A 21,066-nucleotide genomic window follows, 5' to 3' on the forward strand; every position below is an offset into this window, starting at 1 on the left:
CTACCCGCCATGATCTAATACCGCCCTCTCTTATACTTGTCTGCCCCCTGCACGCTTCAAGGAAACCCCGTACATGAGTCAACCTCGCGCAACCAAAGTCCTGGTCATTGGTTACGTCTGGCCCGAGCCCCGCTCCTCCGCGGCCGGTGGGCACATGATGCAAATCCTCGAGACTTTCCTGCAGCAAGGCTGGGACATCACTTTCAGCAGCCCGGCCGGCAGCGGTGAGCACCGGGCCGACCTCACGGCGCTGGGCATTCGCGAAGTGCCGATCGAGTTGAACAACAGCAGTTTTGACACGTTCATCCACGAACTGGCACCGGATGTGGTGTTGTTCGATCGCTTCATGATGGAAGAACAGTTCGGCTGGCGCGTGGAAAAACACTGCCCCGATGCCGTGCGCGTACTTGAAACGTCCGATCTGCAAAGCCTGCGTGATGCCCGCCAGCAACGACTCAAGGAGCGCTTGAAGGCCAGTGACGACAGCAACGACTTCAGTGATCTGTTCGCGCCTGCATTGCGTGAAGAGTTCGAGTTCATGGCCGATACCGATCTGGCCAAACGGGAAATCGCAGCGATTTATCGTTGTGACTTGAACCTGATGATTTCCGAGATGGAAATCGAGTTGCTGGTCGAGCAATTCAATCTTCCGCCAAGCCTGCTGCACTGGTGTCCGCTGATGGTTGATCTGCCAAACCAACCGCCGGCACCGTTCGAAGATCGCGCGCATTTCCTGCACATTGGCAACTTCCGGCATGCGCCCAACTGGGATGCGGTGCTCTGGCTGAAAACCGTCATCTGGCCAATGATCCGCGAGCAATTACCTGGCGCGCAGTTGCACATCTATGGCGCTTACACGCCGCCCAAGGCGAGCGCGCTGCACAATGCCGCCCAGGGCTTTCACGTGATGAACTGGGCGGAAGACGCATTGCAAGTCATGTCAGCGGCACGGGTGTGCCTGGCGCCGCTGCGTTTTGGTGCGGGAATCAAAGGCAAAATCATCGATGCGATGCTCTGCGGCACGCCCAATGTCACCACCCCGATGGGGGCGGAAGCCATGCACGGCGAGCAAGCGTGGCCCGGCGCCGTGACCCGGTCCGCTCGCGACTTCGCCGACAACGCTGTGCGGCTGTATACCGACAAGGCTCTGTGGCAGCGTGCGCAGGTTCAAGCGCAGGCTCTGCTAGCCAGCCGTTACCAGCAATCCATTCACGGGCCCGCCCTGATTGAAAGACTGGTTCATTGCCAACGGCAGTTGGCGCAGATCCGCCGGGACAACTTTACCGGCAGCATGTTGCGTCACCATCATCACAAGAGCACTCAGTACATGGCGCAATGGATCGAGGCAAAGAATCGCGCGCCAGAAAAAGGGTCTCTAACATAACCAGGGCGTAACAACACAATACATAGATAACACCCTTCCTTTTTTCCCTGGACTAATGTCTGGCTTCCTATAAACGTGAAGCCACTTTTTTCCAGGGAGCGGGCTTATTGAGCCGAAGGAATGATCATGACGGATAACACAACAGGATGGCTCGACAGGCAAACATGGATGAGCAATGTCCTGGATATCGACAAACTTAAACTGACCGACATTGTCTGGCCCGGCGCCCATAACGCGGGCATGGATAAACAGGCCCCCAATGATTCAGCGCTTGTAGGCCACTGGACAAACTGCCAGAACGATACCTTTGCCTTCCAGCTTGCCAATGGCGCACGGGCTTTCGATATTCGCCTGGGCCATGACACCGACGCCGATCAGCCGGTGTTTTACTTTCACCACAACGGCTATCGTTCAGGTCGGGTGCTGGATGAACTGATCGAGGCGCTGCTGTCATTCCTTGAGCGGAATCCGGATGAGTTCATCGTGCTGGACTTTCACCAACTGGCCGACGGCGACAAAAGCTTTGATTTCAAAAAACTGAGTGAGCACTTGGTGCGCCGACTCGGACCGCGGACCATCCTCCCTGTCGACGGTTACAACACCGTTGCGCAACTCAAGCGCTCCAGCCCCTATCGCCGGATCGTGATGGCGGCCCCTGCTCACCCGGACATGGACGGTCAATACTTCTGGTGGCGAATAACGCACAAGTGGCATGGCCAGGCCTTTACCTCGACCACGCAACTGCACCTCCACATCGCCACCACGCTGGCAGATGCGCCCTACGATGGTTTTTTGTGGGCGCTGTCGGCGACTTGCTACTCGTTGCTGGGCGGACCTCAGGACATAAAGCACCAGATCAACGACTGGTTCAGCACCACACGAAGCTGGGTCACGCGCTGCAGCATCATCAACACCGATTTCTTCGAAGAGTCCGACATCGTCCGTTATTGCTGGAGCGCCAGCAGTATGAAGGCCGTCTATGGCCATTCCTTGCATGAGCCGACCGGTTCTCGATAGTGTCGTACTGCCGGAAACTGGCATTCCCCACTGTGCACAGGGCATGATCACAGCGCGATAACAAGAAAAGTGTGCCGCCATGACTCGTACCGCCAGAGTGACCGACCCGTCCTACGAACTGATGGACGACCACAATGGGTTGTCCATCATCTACCGCCAGCACGGTTTTCCCTGCCCGCTGGTACGGTGGCATTTCCACAAGGAATACGAGTTGCACCTGATCGTCGCCAGCTCCGGCAAGGTATTCATCGGCGACTACATCGGCAATTTCTACCCCGAAAGCCTGTTCCTCACCGGCCCCAACCTGCCGCACAACTGGATCAGCCAGGTGGCCGAAGACGAAGTGGTGCCCAAGCGCGACATGCTGGTCAACTTCACCGATGAGTTGTTCGACAGCGGCTATCAGGTGTTCGCCGAACTCAAGACCCTCGCCCCGCTGCTGGAGCGGGCACAGTACGGCATCGAATTTCGCTGCAAGCACACCATCCGCCAGGCGATGGACCTGATGCAGCGCATTGCCGATACCCAGGGCGTGACGCGGCTGGGGCACTTTTTCATCCTGCTGGAGTTGCTCGCTGCCACTGACGACTATCAGTTGTTGTCCGGCGCCACGACGCCGCAACTGGCTGACGAACACAACATCGATCGCACCAACCGGGCGGTGGACTACATCTTCGCCCACTATGCGCGGGAGTTGCCTCTGGAAGAAGTCGCCGAGCACCTGGGCATGAAACCGACCTATTTCAGTCGAGTGTTCAAACAGGCCACCGGGCGCAATTTCATCGAGTTCGTCAATCGCCTGCGCATCAGTAAATCCTGTGAACTGCTGGCCGACGGCGACAAACCGGTGACCGACGTCTGTTTCGAATCGGGTTTCAACAATATTTCCAATTTCAATCGGCGCTTCCAACAGCTCAAGGGCATGACGCCGTCCCATTACCGGCGGTTGGTGGTGCAGCGTCTGACCGAGCAAAACCACGGCTGACATCACCCGTCCCTGTGGGAGCTGGCTTGCCAGCGATGAGGCCCGCGCAACCAACATCTCTATCGACTGATCCACCGCCATCGCTGGCAAGCCAGCTCCCACAGGGTTTGACCTGCCGGGTGTCGAAAACCTGTACGGATTCGACATCACCTCTCCGCCAAAAAGCCCTTCCCTGCGTCTACCGCTCTAAACCCGAGTGCAAAAAAGTATCGATTCAAGTGCGACGGATGATTTGTTTCGCCGTGAATTGAAGGCTGTAATCAGTGCAGATTCTTCCTACAAGCGGAAGACACAAAAACAATAACCGTCCTTCTGTCCCCCTCGGGTGCAGAAAAGGAGTGCACGATGCAACCGTCTGTAAAAGCTCTGCTTGCCCTCACCTGCATGACCCTCAGCAGCGTCAGCCTTGGCGCCCAGACCCTGACCATCGCCACCGTCAACAACAGCGACATGATTCGTATGCAGAAGCTCTCGAAAACCTTCGAGGCCGAGCATCCGGAGATCAAGCTCAATTGGGTGGTGCTGGAAGAAAACGTCCTGCGTCAGCGCCTGACCACCGACATCGCTACCCAGGGCGGGCAGTTCGATGTGTTGACCATCGGCATGTACGAAGCGGCACTGTGGGGCGCCAAGGGTTGGCTGGAGCCGATGAAGGACCTGCCTGCAAGCTACGCCCTGGACGATGTGTTCCCGTCGGTGCGTGAAGGCTTGTCGGTGAAGGGTTCGTTGTATGCGCTGCCGTTCTATGCCGAAAGCTCGATCACCTATTACCGCACCGACCTGTTCAAGGACGCCGGCCTGACCATGCCCGAGCGCCCGACCTGGGAACAGATCGCCGAGTTCGCCGGCAAACTCACCAACAAGGATAAAGAGCAGTACGGCATCTGCCTGCGCGGCAAGGCCGGTTGGGGCGAGAACATGGCGTTGATCACCACCGTCGCCAACGCCTATGGCGCGCGCTGGTTCGATGAGAAATGGCAGCCGGAATTCACCGGCCCCGAATGGAAAAACGCCCTGAACTTCTACGTCGACACCATGAAGAAGTCCGGCCCGCCGGGCGCTTCGAGCAATGGTTTCAACGAAAACCTGGCACTGTTCAACAGCGGCAAATGCGCGATCTGGGTCGATGCCAGCGTCGCCGGCTCGTTCGTCACCGACAAGACCCAAAGCAAAGTGGCCGATCACGTCGGCTTCACCTACGCGCCGCATCAGGTCACTGACAAAGGTTCGGCATGGCTCTACTCCTGGGCACTGGCGATCCCGACCAGTTCCAAGGCCAAGGACGCAGCGAAAACCTTCAGCGCCTGGGCGACCTCCAGGGAATACAGTGCGCTGGTTGCAGAAAAAGACGGCATCGCCAACGTGCCGCCAGGCACCCGGTCCTCGACCTACAGCGAGGCGTACATGAGTGCCGCGCCGTTTGCCAAGGTGACGCTCGAGTCACTGAAGGCTGCGGACCCGAGCAAGCCGACGCTGAAACCGGTGCCCTATATCGGCATTCAGTTGGTGACCATCCCTGAGTTCCAGGGCATCGGCACCCAGGTCGGCAAGTCGTTCTCGGCGGCGCTGATCGGTCAGATGACGGTCGACCAGGCGCTGGCGGCGGCGCAGCAAACCACAGAGCGAGAGATGAAGCGCGCCGGTTATCCCAAGTAACCCCTGCAAATTCCATCTGTGGGAGCGAGCCTGCTCGCGAAAGCGGTATTCCAGCCGCAGAAGATGTGTCGGGTGCCCGGCCTCTTCGCGAGCAGGCTCGCTCCCACCGTTGATCTCATTTGTCTGTAGTCAATCGGTTACCGCCATGAATACCTCAACTGCCAAAGCTCACATGGAAGTCCCTCAACCGCTGCGTAAAAGCCGGTTGAGCAACCCCGGCTGGTTTCTGGTCAGCCCCTCGGTGGCGTTGTTGCTGCTGTGGATGATCGTGCCGCTGGGCATGACGCTGTACTTCTCGATGATTCGCTACAACCTGCTCAACCCGGGTGAAAACGAGTTCGTCGGGCTGGAAAACTTCACCTACTTCCTGACGGACTCGGGTTTCCTGCCCGGTGCCACCAACACCCTGTTATTGGTGGGCAGCGTGCTGCTGATCAGCGTGGTGTTCGGTGTGCTGATCAGCGCCTTGCTGGAGGCCAGCGAATTTCTCGGTCGCGGCATCGTGCGAGTCATGTTGATCTCGCCGTTCTTCATCATGCCCACGGTCGGCGCGCTGATCTGGAAAAACCTGATCTTCCATCCGGTGTCCGGGATGCTTGCCTACGTCTGGAAACTGTTCGGCGCGCAACCGGTGGACTGGCTGGCGCATTACCCGCTGCTGTCGATCATCATCATTGTCTCGTGGCAATGGCTGCCCTTCGCGATCCTGATCCTGATGACCGCCATGCAGTCCCTCGATCAGGAACAGAAGGAAGCCGCGCGCCTGGACGGTGCCGGCCCCGTCGCGATTTTCTGGCACCTGACCCTGCCGCACCTGGCCCGCCCGATTGCCGTGGTGGTGATGATCGAAACCATCTTCCTGCTCTCGGTGTTCGCCGAAATCTTCACCACCACCAACGGCGGCCCCGGCTACGCCTCGACCAACCTCGCCTACCTGATCTACAACCAGGCGCTGGTGCAGTTCGACGTCGGCATGGCCTCCGCTGGCGGCCTGATCGCGGTGGTGATCGCCAACATCGCGGCCATCGTGCTGGTGCGGATGATCGGCAAAAACCTGACAGACAAAGCCTGAGGCCCGCGCCATGACCCTTCAACAATCCCGCCGCCTGCAAAGCCTGCTGCTCGGCACCCTGGCCTGGGCCATCGCGATCCTGATCTTCTTCCCGATTTTCTGGATGGTGCTGACCAGTTTCAAAACCGAAATCGACGCCTTCGCCACGCCGCCGCAGTTCATCTTCACCCCGACCCTGGAGAACTACCTGCACATCAACGAGCGCAGTGATTACTTCAGCTTCGCCTGGAACTCGGTGGTGATTTCGTTCAGTGCCACCGCACTGTGCCTGCTGATCGCGGTGCCGGCGGCCTACTCGATGGCGTTCTACGAAACCCAACGCACCAAAGGCACGCTGCTGTGGATGCTCTCGACCAAGATGCTGCCGCCGGTGGGGGTCTTGATGCCGATCTACCTGCTGGCCAAGAGCTTCGGCCTGCTGGATACGCGCATCGCGCTGATCGTGATCTACACCCTGATCAACCTGCCGATCGTGGTCTGGATGATTTACACCTATTTCAAGGACATCCCGAAAGACATCCTCGAAGCCGCGCGACTGGACGGCGCGACCCTGTGGCAGGAGATGCTCCGCGTGCTGCTGCCGATCGCCAAGGGCGGGCTGGCCTCTACCGTGCTGCTTTCGCTGATCCTGTGCTGGAACGAAGCGTTCTGGTCGCTGAACCTCACCTCATCGAAAGCCGCGCCACTGACCGCATTGATCGCCTCGTACTCCAGCCCCGAAGGGTTGTTCTGGGCCAAGTTGTCGGCGGTGTCGACCCTGGCCTGCGCGCCGATCCTGATTTTCGGCTGGATCAGCCAGAAACAACTGGTGCGCGGCCTGTCGTTCGGCGCCGTGAAATGAATGCCCCATTGTGGGGGCGAGCCTGCTCGCGATGAACGTAAACGATAACGCGTTCTTCCAGAAGGAACGCGTCGCCTGTGAGCCCATCGCGAGCAGGCTCGCTCCTACGGGTTCAACCAAATAACCAACAGTGGAGGCCCACCACCATGCGACGCGTTCCTTCTGGAAGAACGCGTTATCGTTTACGTTCATCGCGAGCAGGCTCGCTCCTACGGGTTCAACCAAATAACCAACAGTGGAGGCCCACCACCATGGCCAACCTGAAAATCAAGAATCTGCAGAAAGGCTTCGAAGGCTTTTCCATCATCAAAGGCATCGACCTGGAAGTGAACGACAAGGAATTCGTGGTGTTCGTCGGCCCGTCGGGTTGCGGCAAATCCACCCTGTTGCGCCTGATCGCCGGGCTGGAAGAAGTCAGCGGCGGCACCATCGAGCTCGATGGCCGCGACATCACTGAAGTCAGCCCGGCCAAGCGCGACCTGGCGATGGTGTTCCAGACCTACGCCCTTTATCCGCACATGAGCGTGCGCAAGAACATGTCGTTCGCCCTCGATCTGGCGGGCGTGCCCAAGGCGGAAGTGGAGAAGAAAGTCGGCGAAGCGGCGCGCATCCTCGAGCTGGGGCCGATGCTGGAGCGCAAGCCGAAGCAGTTGTCCGGTGGTCAGCGTCAGCGTGTAGCCATCGGCCGGGCCATCGTGCGTAACCCGAAGATTTTCCTGTTCGACGAACCACTGTCCAACCTCGACGCGGCACTGCGGGTGCAGATGCGTCTGGAACTGTTGCGCCTGCACAAAGACCTGCAAGCCACGATGATTTACGTAACCCACGACCAGGTCGAAGCCATGACCATGGCCGACAAGGTGGTGGTGCTCAACGGCGGCAAGATCGAGCAAGTCGGCTCGCCCCTGGACCTCTATCACCAACCGGCCAACCTGTTTGTCGCCGGTTTTCTCGGCACGCCAAAAATGGGTTTTCTCAAGGGCAACGTCAGCCGTATCGACAGCCAGGGTTGCGAAGTACAGCTGGACGCCGGCACCCGCATCACCCTGCCGCTCAGCGGTGCCAACCTGAGCGTGGGTGGCGCGGTGACCCTGGGCATTCGTCCGGAACACCTGGAGCTGGCCAAGCCTGGCGACTGCACACTGCAAGTCACTGCCGACGTCAGCGAACGCCTGGGCAGCGACACTTTCTGCCATGTCGTGACCGCTTCCGGCGAGGCCCTGACGATGCGTGTACGCGGTGATCTGGCCAGCCGTTACGGTGAGTCCTTGAGCCTGCACCTGGACGCCGGGCACTGCCATTTATTCGATGCCAACGGCGTGGCGCTGACCCGACCACTGCGCGTTGCCGCCTGACTTCAGAGATCCTGTGATGAAACTCAATAGACAGAACCTCAACCGCCTCGCCCCCGAGGTGGTCCTGCCCGCCTACGCCTTGAGTGACACTCGCCAGGGCATCGCCCACATCGGCGTCGGTGGTTTCCACCGCGCCCATCAGGCGTATTACACCGACGCCCTGATGAATACCGGCGAAGGCCTGGACTGGGCGATCTGCGGCGTCGGCCTGCGCGCCGAAGACCGTCGTGCCCGGGACGATCTGAAAGAACAGGATTACCTGTTCACCCTGTTCGAACTGGGCGATCGCGACGACACCGAGGTGCGGGTCATCGGCGCCATTCGCGACATGCTGCTGGCCGAAGACGGTGCCCAGGCGCTGATCGATAAACTGGCCAGCCCCGAGATCCGCATCGTCTCGTTGACCATCACCGAAGGCGGCTACTGCATCGACGACAGCAATGGCGAGTTCATGGCCGGGCTGCCGCAGATCCAGCATGACCTGGCAAACCCCGACACACCGAAAACCGTGTTCGGTTTCCTCTGTGCCGCACTGGCCAAACGCCGGGCGGCGGGCACGCCGGCGTTCACCTTGATGTCCTGCGATAACCTGCCGCACAACGGGGCCGTCACCCGCAAGGCGTTGCTGGCCTTCGCCGCGTTGCGCGACGCCGATTTGTGCGACTGGATCGAGCGCAACGTGAGCTTCCCCAATGCCATGGTCGACCGCATCACGCCGATGACCAGCACCGCGCATCGCCTGCAACTGGCCGACAAGCATGGGGTGGACGACGCCTGGCCGGTGGTCTGCGAACCCTTTGTGCAGTGGGTGCTGGAAGACAAATTCGTCAATGGTCGCCCGGCCTGGGAAAGGGTCGGTGTGCAGTTCACCGACGACGTCACGCCCTATGAAGAAATGAAGATCAAACTGCTCAATGGCAGTCACCTGGCCCTGACTTATCTGGGTTTTTTGAAGGGTTACCGCTTTGTCCACGAAACCATGAACGATCCGTTGTTCGTGCGCTACATGCGTGCCTACATGGACCTGGACGTGACCCCGCAACTGTCACCGGTACCGGGCATTGACCTGACCGAGTACAAACACACGCTGGTGGCACGTTTTTCCAATCAGGCGATTGCCGACCAACTGGAGCGGGTTTGCTCGGACGGATCGTCGAAGTTTCCGAAATTCACCGTACCGACGGTCAATCGCCTGATCGCCGACGGCCGGGATACCAAACGGGCAGCGCTGGTCGTGGCCGCCTGGGCCTTGTACTTGAAGGGTGTGGACGAGAACGGCGATACCTACGCCATCCCGGACCCAAGGGCGGCGTTCTGTCAGGCGCTGGTGGCCGATGATGCGTTGATCACCCAGCGGATGCTGGGGGTCGAGGAGATCTTTGGCACGGCGATACCGCGCTCGGCGGAGTTTGTCGCGGCATTCGAGTGGTGCTGCAACAGTTTGCGCGATGTTGGGGTGACGCGGACGCTGGAGAGGGTTCTGGCTTGAGCGCGGCAGTGAAATGACTGCAGTCATCGCGAGCAGGCTCGCTCCCACAGGAAATCTTCAGAGAACACAGATTTTGTGTTCCATGCCTATCCAGTGTAGGAGCGAGCTTGCTCGCGAATGACTTCACCAAGATCGACCTGACACACAGGAACTGCCATGACAAACCCACAACTCTTCCTCGGCATCGACTGCGGCACCCAGGGCACCAAAGCCATTGTCCTGGACGCCGTCAGTGGTCAGGTGCTTGGCCAGGGTGCCGCTGCGCACAAGCTGATCAGTGGCGCCAATGGCCGCCGTGAACAGGACCCGGCGCAGTGGCTGGACGCGTTGACCCTCGCCACCCGACGCGCGTTGCTGGCAGCCGATGTCGATGGCCAGGCCATCCTCGGCATGGGTGTTTCCGGCCAGCAGCATGGCTTGGTACTCCTCGACGATCAGGGCCGGGTACTGCGCCCGGCCAAACTCTGGTGCGACACCGAAACCACCGAAGAGAACGACCGACTGCTCCGGCATCTGGGCGGCGAAAGAGGCTCGCTGGAACGCCTGGGCGTGGTCATTGCCCCAGGCTACACCGTGTCCAAACTGTTATGGACCCGAGAGCAGCATCCCGAGATTTTCTCCCGTATCGCTCACGTGCTGCTGCCCCACGATTACCTCAACTACTGGCTCACCGGGCGCAGCTGCAGCGAGTACGGCGACGCCTCCGGCACCGGCTACTTCAATGTCCGCACCCGCCAATGGGATTTGCAGTTGTTGCGTGACATCGACCCCAGTGGGCGCTTGCAAGCGGCGTTGCCGGAACTGATCGATGCTCACGCCGCCGTCGGCACCGTGTTGCCGGGCATCGCCGAGCACCTGGGCATCAACCCGCGCGCGCGGGTCTCCAGCGGTGGCGGCGACAACATGATGGGCGCCATCGGCACGGGCAACATCAAACCCGGCGCGATCACCATGAGCCTCGGTTCGTCGGGGACGGTGTACGCCTATGCCGATCAGCCGAAGGTCAGCCCGGACGCTGCGGTGGCGACCTTTTGCTCCTCCAGCGGCGGCTGGTTACCGCTGATCTGCACCATGAACCTGACCAACGCCACCGGGGTGATTCGCGACTTGTTCGATCTGGATATCGAGTGTTTCAACGCGCTCGTGGCCCAGGCCCCCATCGGCGCCGAAGGCGTGTGCATGCTGCCGTTCCTCAACGGCGAACGCGTGCCCGCCCTGCCCCATGCCACCGGCAGCGTGCTGGGCCTGAACATGACCAACCTGACCCAGGCCAATGTGTGTCGTGCCGTGGTCGAAGGCACCACCTTCGGTTTGCGATATGGACTGGACCTGCTGCGCCACAATGGCTTACAAAGCCGCAGCATCTGCCTGATCGGCGGCGGCTCGAACAGTCAGGTGTGGCGACAAATAGTCGCCGACACCATGAACACGCCCGTGATCTGCACCGAACAAAGCGAAGCCGCCGCCCTGGGCGCGGCGATCCAGGCGGCGTGGTGTACATCCTGGGCCAACGGGCGCGAGGACAGCCTGGAGGACCTGTGCGAACGTTGCGTGAAACTCGACCTGGCCAGTGAAACCTTGCCGATCGCAGACAACGTGGCGGCCTCCCAGCAGGCCTACGAACGCTATCGACAGCATGTCGCAACCCTTTAAAGAGCGAACAACTATGTATCTGGTGTGTGGCGAAGCGCTGTTCGATTTCTTCAGTGAAAACGACGCCAGCGGCCTGGCTTCAAAAGTGAATTTCAAGGCGATTGCCGGCGGCTCGCCGTTCAACGTTGCAGTGGGATTGCGCCGCTTGGGCGTGGACGCGGCGCTGTTTGCCGGGTTGTCGACCGACTACCTGGGGCGGCGCTTGTTGCAAGTGTTGCAGGATGAAGGCGTAGGCACCGACTATCTGGTGGATTTCGCGGCGCCCACCACCCTGGCCATGGTCGCGGTCGGGGCCAATGGCTCGCCGCACTACAGCTTCCGTGGTGAAGGCTGCGCCGACCGCCAACTCAAACCGCAACATCTGCCAGAGCTGGGGCCGCAGGTGCGTGGGTTGCACATCGGTTCATTTTCGCTGGTGGTGCAGCCAGTGGCCGACACATTGCTGGAACTGGTGCGTCGCGAAAGTGGCCGGCGCCTGATCAGCCTCGACCCGAACGTGCGGCTTAATCCCGAGCCGGATATCGAGCGGTGGCGCTCACGGATTGCCACGCTGGTCGAGCACGCCGACCTGATCAAAGTCAGCGATGAGGATTTGAGCCTGCTGTATCCCGGACAAGACCCTGCGCGAGTGATCGATGGCTGGTTGCAACACCGTTGTCAGTTGGTGTTTTTGACCCGCGGTGGCGAAGGCGCAACCGTATTCAGTCGCGCTCATGGGTTGTGGTCGGTTCCCGCCTGTTCGGTGAAAATCGCCGACACCGTCGGAGCCGGCGATACCTTCCAGGCGGCATTGATTACCTGGTTGACCGAGCAGCAGCTGGATTCGGTCGAAGGCGTGGGACAACTGAGTCGCGAGCAGATCGACGCAATGCTCAGGTTTGCGGTTCAGGCCGCCGCGCTGACGTGCAGCAAGACCGGACCGGACTTGCCGTATCGCCATCAATTGGACCTTCGCTGAACCGGGAGGCCCTATCGCGAGCAAGCTCGCTCCTACGATTCCTGGTCATGCACAGCGACCGGTGTGGGAGCGAGCTGGCTCGCGATGACGATCCTTCAGGCGCTGAAACAGCCGTGCTTACAACACCGAGAAGTTGTAGCTGACAATCAACCGTGTCTCATCCATATCCCGGGCGAATTTTTCGTAGTTGGATCGGTACGTCGCGTTACGCAAGCGCAAGCTGAAATCCTTGAACGTGCCGCTCTGCACCACGTACTTGAGCTCGGTGTCGCGCTCCCATTCCTTGCCTTCCACGTCGCTGCCAGGCACCTTGATGTGATCGCCGTTCACATAGCGGGTCAGGAACGTCAGGCCATCCAGGCCGATGCCCTTGAAGTCATAGTCGTAGCGCAACTGCCATGAACGCTCCTGCGCGGCCGCGAAGTCGTTGACCTGCACATAGTTGACCAGGTACGGGTTGGAGCCATCCAGATACGGCATCGAATTGTCGCCGTTCATGCGCTGCCACCCTGCGCTGAACGTATGGTTGTTGATGGCGTAGGCAAGCATTGTGCTCAGGGCGCGGTTGTCGATGGAACCGGCGCGGGCGGCACCGCTGTCGGCACTGTCGATCACGCGCATATCGGCCTTGAGCACACCGCTGCCCAACGGCTGGTTGCCCAGCAAGCCCACGAACTGCTGGCGGTAAATGTCTTCGAGCTCCGAGTAGTGATACTGGGCTGTCAGGCGCTCGTTGATCGTGTAATCGATGCCGTACATATCGAAGTGATCAGCGGTGGTGTTGCAGGCGTAGCGCTTGTTCTTGCAGTGCACCCGGATGTCCTGGGCATCGGTGGAGTCCCGGGCGGTGTACTTGTCCAGTCGCGCCGCCATGAAGGTCAGATCGTTGACCTCTTTGGACGTCAGCATGGCGCCGTTGAACATCGTCGGCAGCAAACGCCCGTCGTTGTATTTGAGCAGTGGCAAATCGGGCCGCAATGCGCCGTATTTCAGCACGCTTTTCGAAACCCGCATTTTGCCCGTCAGGCCGAGCTTGGCGTATTGGTCTGCCGAACCGCGCGGGTTTTCCCCACGGGATGGCAGCAGGCCGCTGTTACTGCTGTCGGGACTGGAGTCAAGCTTGAAGCCGGCCATGCCCAAGGCGTCGATACCAAAACCGACTGTGCCCTCGGTGTACCCCGATTGCAGGTTGAGAATAAAGCCCTGGGCCGACTCGTCACGCTTGGAGGCGCCTTGTTCGTTGGAGGTGTGACCATCACGAAAATCACGGTTGAAATACATCGTGCGCGATTCGATGCTCGCCGTGGTGTCGTCGATAAAACCGCTCGCTCGGCTCGACCCGGTAAAACCGGCGCACAGGACCAGAGCGCCGAAGCCGAATGACTGGCGCACGGTGATAGAGATAAAGGGGGAACGCATCTAAAACTCCAACTGTGCCGCTTGCGCCAAAGCGCAAGCGGCCAAAAATAGCCTTCATCCAGGCCAATGGTTGGCCCGTAGAAGTGAAAACGCAGGGGTGATCGGCAATGATGGCAGAGGGCTTTCTTTACAAGCATACGACCTTAGTCTTAAAGACTCCGCCAAACGGTAGCGACCAGGCGACAGGTGGCGTTCAGGCGAGTTAACCAATGCTTAATCACGCAGTCCAACACTCTACTGGACCGCACGCCCTCAGAGCTCTCTGACGCCCAGTGCGGCAGGTTCGACGAAACGTCGAACTGACTTCCGTCTGCACTGGAGATCGCCCCATGAACTCGCGCACCCTGCTCGTTTCCGCCGCCCTGGCCTGTGTCTCATTGACAGGTATGGCGCAGGCCAATGACACCTCCACTACTCAGGCCGTGCCTTCCTATCATTACGGCATGCCGCTGCACGTAGGCAAAGTCATCGCGCTGACTGAACCTGACACCCTGGATTGCAAGGTGATCAACGCGCACATGAAATACATCGATGAGCAGACCGGCAAACCCGCAGAAATCGCCTACAGAAAACTGTCTGATGCCTGCAGTTATCAGAACTGACTGAAAAGTCTGAAATAACACCTTGCGGTATTCGTGAAAGGGTTCAGGCGCTATGCTCTAGCGCCTGAACCCACTGCCGCAAGGATTCGCCATGCAGTTATCGTTTCGTACATTGTCGATATTCACCGCCACATTGTGTCTGCTCCTGGCGCTGGTCTGGGGTGTGATGCCCAAGTGGCTGCTGGCGACCTGGGATATCGAATATTCACTGACGGCGGGATTGATGGCACGGCGCATCGCCGTACTGTTTGCGGCGCTGTGCGTGATTTTTTATCGGGTCCGCAATGAAGCGCCTTCCCCCATACGTCAAGCGCTGAGCTATGGCTTCATGGTCGGCTGCTGGGGACTGGCAGCACTGGGTTTCGGCGAATGGCTCAATGGCCATGCCGGTCCGGGCATATTGCTGGCGGTCGGACTCGAACTGGCGCTGGGCCTGGCGTTTTTCCAGACCCGGCGCGTGTCGGCAGAGCTTGAAACAGCGAGCTAACCGACCTTGCCAACCACGTGGTGGGGCTCGCTTTGTGTATGGTGAAGCTGCAGGTCGGAACGCAGCTCGGCGATCAGATCATTGATTTCCCGGCAACCATTGAGACGTTGTGCGTTTATACCCGTCCTCAATAGATCCAGCTGATCGGTTGCACCGTCCGAATAGACTTTCACCGTCATCGACAACTCCGGCGACAGCGAGCATTCACACCGCTTCGGTAGAAAACTGCTTTCAATGATGTTGCGTAGTTCCAAGGCAGATAAAAACATGGTGACCCTCTCCTTCGTGAGACTGCCAATCAACTATCGGCACTGACTCATGTGAAATCCTGGCCAGCTTGAGAACTACTCCAGCATAAAACATGCCTTGAATTTCGCCGTGCAGTTCATCGGTAAATCAATCAGTTATTCAAACGCACTGATTTTTGACCATGCAATTTGCAAAAAACACCTTCAGAAGCCCTGCAATTTGCACACTTCGGTGGCGGGTTTGCATTAGCCATCGATGCCGTCAAAAATAGAGAGATGTTTATTCAGTATCCGCTGACACCGTACAGACGCAAGGAGGCAACATGGGTTGTTGGACCATTAACACCACCGTTGGGCTGATAGTTGCCGCGCTGTCCAGCGCCGTGCACGCAGCAAAACTTGAAGAAGTCGCGCCCTTTCCCAAACCTGAGAGCGGCTTCGCCCGCCAGGTTATCCACCTCGCCCCGCAAGCCCGTGAAGACGATTATCAGGTCGAGATCCTTGCCGGAAAGACCTTGAACGTCGACTGCAATCGGCAACGCCTGGGCGGCATTCTCGAAGAGAAAAACCTCGAGGGTTGGGGCTATCCGTTCTACCGCCTGGAAAAAGTCATCGGCCCGATGAGCACCCTCATGGCTTGCCCGGATGGCAAGAGCCACCAGGATTTCGTGCCAGTGGTCGGGGACGGATTCATGCTGCGCTATAACAGCAAGCTGCCGATCGTACTGTACGTGCCCAGGGACGTTGAGGTGCGTTATCGAATCTGGTCCGCCTCCAGCAAGGTCGATAAAGCCGTCGAAGAGTAACCGTGAAGCGGACGGACAGCGTCCGCTTGCCGGCTGACTCGCTTCACGCCGGGGCGTCGCATAATGCGGCGCGCTCGGCCACATGCCGCAAACTGTCGAAATTGATGTTCGCACCCGAGTCGATGGCCACGAAGGTCTGGCCACGGGCTGCGCTTTTTGCCACGTACTTCTTGATGCCAGCCACCGCCAATGCGCCGGAAGGTTCGGTGATCGAGCGGGTATCGTCATAGATATTCTTGATGGCGGCGCAGAGTTCGTCATTGCTGACGGTCAGCACCTCATCGACGCAAAACCGGCACACCTCGAAACCATGGGCGCCGATTTGTGCGACGGCCACGCCATCGGCGAACGTGCCGACGCGCGGCAGCACGACGCGCTGATCCGCCTGTAATGCTGCCTGCAAGCAAGCAGAATGTTCCGACTCGACGCCGATGATGCGTATTTCAGGGCGAAGGTATTTTACGTAGGCCGCGATTCCGGCGATCAAGCCGCCACCGCCCACCGGTACGAAAATCGCGTCCAGCGGACCTTGATGCTGACGCAGGATCTCCATGGCCACGGTGCCCTGCCCCGCAATCACATCCGGGTCGTCGAAGGGTGAAACAAAGGTCTTCCCGGATGTTTGCGCCAGCTCCAGCGCATAGGCCAGGGCAAACGGAAAGCTTTCGCCGTGCAACAACGCTTGCGCGCCACGGCTGCGCACCCCAAGCACCTTCAGTTCCGGTGTGGTGGCGGGCATCACGATCGTTGCATCGATCCCCAGTTCACGCGCCGCCAGCGCCACGCCCTGGGCGTGATTACCCGCCGAAGCCGTCACCACGCCCCGCGCCTTTTGCTCAGGACTCAGCTGCACCAGTTTGTTGTAGGCACCACGGATCTTGAAAGAAAAGGTCGGTTGCAAGTCTTCGCGCTTGAGCAGGACTTGATTGCCCAAGGCGGCGGACAGCGCCGGCGCGGGTTGCAATGGGGTGCGTACCGCCAGTTCATGGACCGGCGCAGCAAGGATCTTTTTGACGTAATGCTCAAGCAGGGATTGTTGGGCGGGCACGCGGGTCATGATCGTCTCCTGACATTGATCAGAGCCCCGAGACAGAAAATGAAAACCCGCCTCTAGGGCGGGTTGGGTGCTGCAGTCGTGAGCTAGCCCGCCAAATGAGGAATGGCGGTAATAATGCTTGGCTGGCAGCGCAATACGGTGGAAGTCATGCCCGGAAAATAGCCGGGCGCTGATGGCAAGTCAATGGCCAATTTTCACCCGGCGCGGTAGTTGTTTCGCTAAAGGCTCAATTCGGAATTAGCGTCGTTGTCGAGATAGCTATCGCGGGCAAGCCCGCGAAGGCGATCTGAACGTTGCAATACTCACTTCGCCAGCCGCTTCAACCACAGCAACATCACCCCGGCCCCGAACATCATTGCCAGCAAAAACAGCGGATAAGAAACCCACCATGGGGTCCCTGCCGTCATCATGCTGAACTCGGACATGCCGCCGATACTCGCGATCAGGTTCAGCGGCAAAAACACCACGTTGATCAATGTCAGTTTGCGCAGCAGGTTGTTCATGCTGTTGTTCATCAGATTGCCCCGGGCGTCGATGAGCCCGGAGAACACTGTCGAGTAGATTTCCGCCTGTTTGTAGCACTGGTTGTTTTCGATGATCAGGTCGTCGATCAGGCCAATGGCATGGGCGCCGAAGTGTTCCTTTTCCGCATGATTGCGCAACCGGGTCAGCACCGCGCCGTTACTGTGAATGGCGTTGATGTAATAGATCAGGCTTTCGCTGAGATTGAACATCTGGATCAAGTGCTGGTTCTGCATCGACGCGTTGAATTTCTGCTGCAACTCGCGGGCAACCATCTTGATTACCTTGAGGTGCCCCAGATAGTGATGGATGTTGTTGAACAGCAGTTCGAGCAGCACATCCAGTGGCGTGTTCAGCGACTGGCGCTTGCCGAGCCCGCTCAGGGGCGCATCGTCGGTGGCGATCACCAGCAAGCGATCCGGGCAAAACAGCAGGCCGCAGGACGACACTTCGAAGGCCAGGCTGTCGGCGCCGGAGTAATTGTCCGGTCGCTTCCAGATCAGGAACAGGTTGTCCGGATGAAACTCGATGCGCGACACCTCGTCCGGGTCGAGCGCCGAGGCCAGGGCATGATCATCCAGCTTGAAATGACTGTGCAGCAGGTCCCGTTCGGCGGCGTCGGGATTACTGAACAGCATCACCTCGGCGTCCAGCCTTTCGACCGCGTGCAGCGTGCCGTGGGTCAATTGATAACTTTTGATCATGGGCCGCTCACCAGGCCTGGCCGCGACGCTTAAGCTCCAGGCGCCTGACGAACTCTTCCAGCACCAGTGAATACAGATCGTCCTGCAAATAGGCGTCTTCGATACCCGCGTCCATGTTCGGGTTGTCGTTGACCTCGATCACCACCACTTTGTCGCCGGACTGCTTGAGGTCGACGCCGTACAAGCCATCGCCGATCAGATTCGCGGTCTTCACCGCCAGTTCCACTACCGCGCGGGGGGCTTCGTGAACCGCCAGGGTCCGGCATTCGCCATTGATGTCCTGGCCCTTGGCCTTGTGGTTGTAGATCTGCCAGTGCCCCTTGGACATGAAGTATTGGCAGGCAAAGATCGGTTTGCGGTTGAGTACGCCGATGCGCCAGTCGTACTCGGTGTAGAAAAATTCCTGTGCCAGCAACAGCACCGAGTGTTCGAACAGCTCGGCCGTGGCTTCGAGCAGTGCCTGCTGGCTTTCAACCTTGATCACGCCTCGGGAGAAACAGCCGTCGGGAATTTTCAAGACCAACGGAAAACCGAGGCGCTCACCGACCCGTTCGAAGTCTTCCGGTCGTTCCTTGTAGAGGATTTCGGTGGCAGGCATGCCCAGTTGATGGCTTTTGAGCAGGTCTGTCAGGTACACCTTGTTGGTGCAGCGCAGGATGGACGTCGGATCGTCCATCACCACCAGCCCTTCGCTCTCGGCTTTCTTGGCGAAACGATAGGTGTGGTTGTCGACGCTGGTGGTCTCGCGGATCAGCAACGCGTCGTACTCGGCAATTCGCGCGTAATCCTTGCGCTCAATCAACTCGACGTCGATACCCAGGGTCTTGCCGACCCTGACAAAGTTGTCCAGCGCCTTGGCGTTGGACGGCGGCAAGGCTTCCTGGGGATCGTGCAATATCGCCAGATCATAACGAGCCAGGCGCCTTGATCGCGGTAATCGCCAGATCTTTCGACTGAACGTGTCCAGCGCATTCGCAAACTGATCCTCCTGATCTTCACGCAACTTGTGCAAGGCACCAGACTTTATTCCCTCGATGTGCCAGCCGTTAGTTCGGCGAAACTCAACTAACAGAATCGGACAGGCAAACACTTCAAATAGTTGGCGCGCCAGATCCTGTAAAGGTTCGATGTTGGTTTTGCCGAAATACAAGGTCAGGGTGAAGCCTTCGGTGTCACTGTAGAGATGATGGCTGAGGGCCTTTTCCAGGGTTTTGTCCAGGTCATCCAGCGCCAGGCCATACAGGGATTTGCGGGTCAGCTCGCTGATGGTACGCACCGATGGAATGACCTTGTGCCCCCGCGCCTCGGCCAGTAGCGAGCAGTAATAACCATGCCCCAGGTATTTGTAGCTGCGGCACAGGTTGATCACCTGGACGCGTTTGCCCTGGTCATTGTCACGGGTTTGCTCGAGGTACTCCTGGGCCGTAACGATGTCTTCACTGGGGAAGTAAGAGGCCCAGTCTTCCTTGCGCTCGACGATGATAATCAATTGGCTGGAAGTTCTATTCGCATCGCTTAAATAAGTTGCAGAAGTGATTGCTGTTGGCAAAGTTTGTTCGGATACTTCGCGCCAATGACCCTGTACCGCTGACATAGTGATTGATCCGTTGGAGAACAAGACCTTTCCTATTAAGCACGAACTTTTTCGAAAGTCCCGTTTCGTTACGCAACTTTTACGGTGGTCATATGAATCTGATTTTTCGGTTGGCGGTCACTGAGGATCTACCGGCACTACTGCAACTTGAAGAACAGTGTTTCACCACGGATCGGCTCAACAGTCGCAGCTTTCAATGGATGATCAATCGGGCACACGGCCAACTGCTGGTGGCCCAGCGTGGCGAGGACCTGGTGGGGTATGCCGTTGTGCTATTCCATCGCGGTACGTCGCTGGCGCGCCTGTATTCGATTGCGATCGCGGTTCAGGCGCGGGGCAGCGGTTTGGGCAAACAATTGCTCGAGCGCGTCGAAGCCTGTGCACTGGAGCACGATTGCGCCTATTTGCGCCTGGAAGTGCGCATCGATAACCCGGCGGCCATTGCCCTGTATGAGCGCAATGGCTATCGGCGCTTCGCCTTGATTCACGACTATTACCAGGATCACGCCGACGCGTTGCGCCTGGAAAAGCGCATCCTTGAGCACCGCGCCTCACGAAACATCCAGGTGCCCTATTACCCGCAAACCACCGATTTCACCTGCGGCCCGGCCTGCCTGCTGATGGCCATGGGTGCCTTGCAACAGGGTCGTGTGCTGGAACGCCGCGAAGAACTGCAGATCTGGCGCGAGGCGACCACCGTGTTCATGACCTCCGGACACGGTGGTTGCAGCCCCCAGGGTTTGGCATTGGCGGCCTGGCGACGGGGATTTCGGGTGCGTCTGCAACTCAGCATGGCCGGACCTTTGTTCCTCGACGGCGTGCGCGACGCGCATAAAAAAGACGTCATGCGCCTGGTGCACGATGAATTCACACTGCAATTGCAGACTACCGATGTCGAGTGTGTGATGGGCGCGGCGCTGAACCTGCCACGACTGCTGGAGCACGGTGGACAGCCGCTGGTACTGATCAGCAGCTATCGACTGACCCGTTCGAAATCCCCGCATTGGGTGATCGTCACCGATTGCGACGACGAATTCGTCTACCTGCATGATCCCGATGTGGATCATAGCCAGCATCGCCAACCCATGGACTGCCAGCATCTGCCGGTCAGCCATGGGGAATTCGACAAGATGTGCACTTTCGGTCGGGACAAGCTGCGGGCGGCGGTAATTTTGTATCGTAGTGAGTGAACGGCCCATTTTCTGTGGCGAAGCGGC

19 protein-coding genes are annotated in these 21,066 nt (G+C 58.9%); 14 read left to right on the top strand and 5 right to left on the bottom strand.

Features of this window, described 5'->3' with window-relative positions:
* Nucleotides 1–73 precede the first annotated feature (73 nt).
* The 10 genes from JQF37_RS30220 (at nucleotide 74) to JQF37_RS30265 (ending at nucleotide 12,410) form a co-directional block, all read left to right on the top strand.
* On the top strand, nucleotides 74–1,384 hold the full coding sequence (locus JQF37_RS30220; protein ID WP_130209381.1) for a glycosyltransferase: 1,311 nt from the start codon (nucleotides 74–76) through the stop codon (nucleotides 1,382–1,384).
* Nucleotides 1,385–1,510: 126 nt separating this feature from the next.
* Entirely contained in the window at nucleotides 1,511–2,401 is an 891-nt protein-coding gene (locus JQF37_RS30225) for a phospholipase (RefSeq protein WP_130209383.1), read from the top strand.
* A 79-nt stretch (nucleotides 2,402–2,480) separates the two neighbouring features.
* Nucleotides 2,481–3,386 carry an AraC family transcriptional regulator gene (locus JQF37_RS30230; RefSeq protein WP_130209385.1) on the top strand — a complete coding sequence of 302 codons (906 nt, stop codon included), beginning with the start codon at nucleotides 2,481–2,483 and terminating at the stop codon, nucleotides 3,384–3,386.
* A 345-nt stretch (nucleotides 3,387–3,731) separates the two neighbouring features.
* Nucleotides 3,732–5,042 (top strand): sugar ABC transporter substrate-binding protein, encoded by a 1,311-nt coding sequence (locus JQF37_RS30235; RefSeq protein WP_130209387.1) that lies wholly within the window; start codon nucleotides 3,732–3,734, stop codon nucleotides 5,040–5,042.
* A gap of 172 nt (nucleotides 5,043–5,214) precedes the next feature.
* Nucleotides 5,215–6,114 (top strand): sugar ABC transporter permease, encoded by a 900-nt coding sequence (locus JQF37_RS30240; RefSeq protein WP_223272711.1) that lies wholly within the window; start codon nucleotides 5,215–5,217, stop codon nucleotides 6,112–6,114.
* Nucleotides 6,115–6,124: 10 nt separating this feature from the next.
* Nucleotides 6,125–6,955, top strand: a complete 831-nt coding sequence (locus JQF37_RS30245; protein ID WP_095194202.1) for a carbohydrate ABC transporter permease — start codon at nucleotides 6,125–6,127, stop codon at nucleotides 6,953–6,955.
* Between the two features lie 251 nt (nucleotides 6,956–7,206).
* Nucleotides 7,207–8,310, top strand: a complete 1,104-nt coding sequence (ugpC, locus tag JQF37_RS30250) for a sn-glycerol-3-phosphate ABC transporter ATP-binding protein UgpC (RefSeq protein WP_130209391.1) — start codon at nucleotides 7,207–7,209, stop codon at nucleotides 8,308–8,310.
* A gap of 16 nt (nucleotides 8,311–8,326) precedes the next feature.
* Nucleotides 8,327–9,799, top strand: a complete 1,473-nt coding sequence (locus JQF37_RS30255) for a mannitol dehydrogenase family protein (RefSeq protein WP_130209393.1) — start codon at nucleotides 8,327–8,329, stop codon at nucleotides 9,797–9,799.
* Nucleotides 9,800–9,955: 156 nt separating this feature from the next.
* Nucleotides 9,956–11,452, top strand: coding sequence for a xylulokinase (gene xylB / locus JQF37_RS30260; RefSeq protein WP_130209395.1), 1,497 nt, complete (start codon nucleotides 9,956–9,958; stop codon nucleotides 11,450–11,452).
* Between the two features lie 13 nt (nucleotides 11,453–11,465).
* Entirely contained in the window at nucleotides 11,466–12,410 is a 945-nt protein-coding gene (locus JQF37_RS30265; RefSeq protein WP_130209397.1) for a carbohydrate kinase, read from the top strand.
* Between the two features lie 117 nt (nucleotides 12,411–12,527).
* On the opposite strand, the gene JQF37_RS30270 is transcribed toward JQF37_RS30265, so the two are convergent.
* The gene (locus JQF37_RS30270) at nucleotides 12,528–13,829 is read right to left on the bottom strand and encodes an OprD family porin (protein ID WP_130209399.1); all 1,302 of its coding nucleotides are present in this window, start codon (nucleotides 13,827–13,829) and stop codon (nucleotides 12,528–12,530) included.
* 329 nt (nucleotides 13,830–14,158) lie between these two features.
* Here JQF37_RS30270 and JQF37_RS30275 point away from each other — a divergent pair, with 329 nt between their 5' ends.
* Together JQF37_RS30275 and JQF37_RS30280 are read left to right on the top strand one after the other, a co-directional pair.
* Nucleotides 14,159–14,431, top strand: a complete 273-nt coding sequence (locus JQF37_RS30275; RefSeq protein WP_047528651.1) for a DUF2790 domain-containing protein — start codon at nucleotides 14,159–14,161, stop codon at nucleotides 14,429–14,431.
* Nucleotides 14,432–14,522: 91 nt separating this feature from the next.
* Nucleotides 14,523–14,918: a hypothetical protein gene (locus tag JQF37_RS30280; protein ID WP_130209401.1), complete on the top strand. Its 396-nt coding sequence runs from the start codon at nucleotides 14,523–14,525 to the stop codon at nucleotides 14,916–14,918.
* On the opposite strand, the gene JQF37_RS30285 is transcribed toward JQF37_RS30280, so the two are convergent.
* On the bottom strand, nucleotides 14,915–15,187 hold the full coding sequence (locus JQF37_RS30285) for a DUF1652 domain-containing protein (protein WP_130209403.1): 273 nt from the start codon (nucleotides 15,185–15,187) through the stop codon (nucleotides 14,915–14,917). The genes JQF37_RS30280 and JQF37_RS30285 overlap by 4 nt on opposite strands.
* Before the next feature lie 302 nt (nucleotides 15,188–15,489).
* Here JQF37_RS30285 and eco point away from each other — a divergent pair, with 302 nt between their 5' ends.
* Nucleotides 15,490–15,972 (top strand): serine protease inhibitor ecotin, encoded by a 483-nt coding sequence (gene eco, locus JQF37_RS30290; protein ID WP_130209405.1) that lies wholly within the window; start codon nucleotides 15,490–15,492, stop codon nucleotides 15,970–15,972.
* Between the two features lie 43 nt (nucleotides 15,973–16,015).
* Here eco and ilvA read toward each other — a convergent pair whose 3' ends face one another.
* From ilvA to JQF37_RS30305, 3 genes are all read right to left on the bottom strand, one after another.
* Nucleotides 16,016–17,029 carry a threonine ammonia-lyase, biosynthetic gene (ilvA, locus tag JQF37_RS30295; protein ID WP_130209407.1) on the bottom strand — a complete coding sequence of 338 codons (1,014 nt, stop codon included), beginning with the start codon at nucleotides 17,027–17,029 and terminating at the stop codon, nucleotides 16,016–16,018.
* Nucleotides 17,030–17,331: 302 nt separating this feature from the next.
* Nucleotides 17,332–18,255 (bottom strand): magnesium transporter CorA family protein, encoded by a 924-nt coding sequence (locus JQF37_RS30300; protein WP_130209409.1) that lies wholly within the window; start codon nucleotides 18,253–18,255, stop codon nucleotides 17,332–17,334.
* A 7-nt stretch (nucleotides 18,256–18,262) separates the two neighbouring features.
* Nucleotides 18,263–19,849 carry a RimK family protein gene (locus JQF37_RS30305; protein ID WP_130209411.1) on the bottom strand — a complete coding sequence of 529 codons (1,587 nt, stop codon included), beginning with the start codon at nucleotides 19,847–19,849 and terminating at the stop codon, nucleotides 18,263–18,265.
* A gap of 92 nt (nucleotides 19,850–19,941) precedes the next feature.
* On the opposite strand from JQF37_RS30305, the gene rimI reads away from it, so the two are divergent.
* Nucleotides 19,942–21,039 (top strand): ribosomal protein S18-alanine N-acetyltransferase, encoded by a 1,098-nt coding sequence (gene rimI, locus JQF37_RS30310; RefSeq protein ID WP_130209413.1) that lies wholly within the window; start codon nucleotides 19,942–19,944, stop codon nucleotides 21,037–21,039.
* Nucleotides 21,040–21,066: the final 27 nt, after the last annotated feature.

It is taken from the genome of Pseudomonas sp. MIL9, assembly GCF_016887925.1.
Lineage (GTDB): Bacteria > Pseudomonadota > Gammaproteobacteria > Pseudomonadales > Pseudomonadaceae > Aquipseudomonas > Aquipseudomonas mohnii.

Excerpts from the sequence above, each read along its gene's own strand:
- JQF37_RS30220 (WP_130209381.1), top strand. The coding sequence starts at position 74 with ATGAGTCAACCTCGCGCAACCAAAGTCCTGGTCATTGGTTACGTCTGG.
- JQF37_RS30225 (WP_130209383.1), top strand. The coding sequence starts at position 1,511 with ATGACGGATAACACAACAGGATGGCTCGACAGGCAAACATGGATGAGC.
- JQF37_RS30230 (WP_130209385.1), top strand. The coding sequence starts at position 2,481 with ATGACTCGTACCGCCAGAGTGACCGACCCGTCCTACGAACTGATGGAC.
- JQF37_RS30235 (WP_130209387.1), top strand. The coding sequence starts at position 3,732 with ATGCAACCGTCTGTAAAAGCTCTGCTTGCCCTCACCTGCATGACCCTC.
- JQF37_RS30240 (WP_223272711.1), top strand. The coding sequence starts at position 5,215 with ATGGAAGTCCCTCAACCGCTGCGTAAAAGCCGGTTGAGCAACCCCGGC.
- JQF37_RS30245 (WP_095194202.1), top strand. The coding sequence starts at position 6,125 with ATGACCCTTCAACAATCCCGCCGCCTGCAAAGCCTGCTGCTCGGCACC.
- ugpC (WP_130209391.1), top strand. The coding sequence starts at position 7,207 with ATGGCCAACCTGAAAATCAAGAATCTGCAGAAAGGCTTCGAAGGCTTT.
- JQF37_RS30255 (WP_130209393.1), top strand. The coding sequence starts at position 8,327 with ATGAAACTCAATAGACAGAACCTCAACCGCCTCGCCCCCGAGGTGGTC.
- xylB (WP_130209395.1), top strand. The coding sequence starts at position 9,956 with ATGACAAACCCACAACTCTTCCTCGGCATCGACTGCGGCACCCAGGGC.
- JQF37_RS30265 (WP_130209397.1), top strand. The coding sequence starts at position 11,466 with ATGTATCTGGTGTGTGGCGAAGCGCTGTTCGATTTCTTCAGTGAAAAC.
- JQF37_RS30270 (WP_130209399.1), bottom strand. The coding sequence starts at position 13,829 with ATGCGTTCCCCCTTTATCTCTATCACCGTGCGCCAGTCATTCGGCTTC.
- JQF37_RS30275 (WP_047528651.1), top strand. The coding sequence starts at position 14,159 with ATGAACTCGCGCACCCTGCTCGTTTCCGCCGCCCTGGCCTGTGTCTCA.
- JQF37_RS30280 (WP_130209401.1), top strand. The coding sequence starts at position 14,523 with ATGCAGTTATCGTTTCGTACATTGTCGATATTCACCGCCACATTGTGT.
- JQF37_RS30285 (WP_130209403.1), bottom strand. The coding sequence starts at position 15,187 with ATGTTTTTATCTGCCTTGGAACTACGCAACATCATTGAAAGCAGTTTT.
- eco (WP_130209405.1), top strand. The coding sequence starts at position 15,490 with ATGGGTTGTTGGACCATTAACACCACCGTTGGGCTGATAGTTGCCGCG.
- ilvA (WP_130209407.1), bottom strand. The coding sequence starts at position 17,029 with ATGACCCGCGTGCCCGCCCAACAATCCCTGCTTGAGCATTACGTCAAA.
- JQF37_RS30300 (WP_130209409.1), bottom strand. The coding sequence starts at position 18,255 with ATGATCAAAAGTTATCAATTGACCCACGGCACGCTGCACGCGGTCGAA.
- JQF37_RS30305 (WP_130209411.1), bottom strand. The coding sequence starts at position 19,849 with ATGTCAGCGGTACAGGGTCATTGGCGCGAAGTATCCGAACAAACTTTG.
- rimI (WP_130209413.1), top strand. The coding sequence starts at position 19,942 with ATGAATCTGATTTTTCGGTTGGCGGTCACTGAGGATCTACCGGCACTA.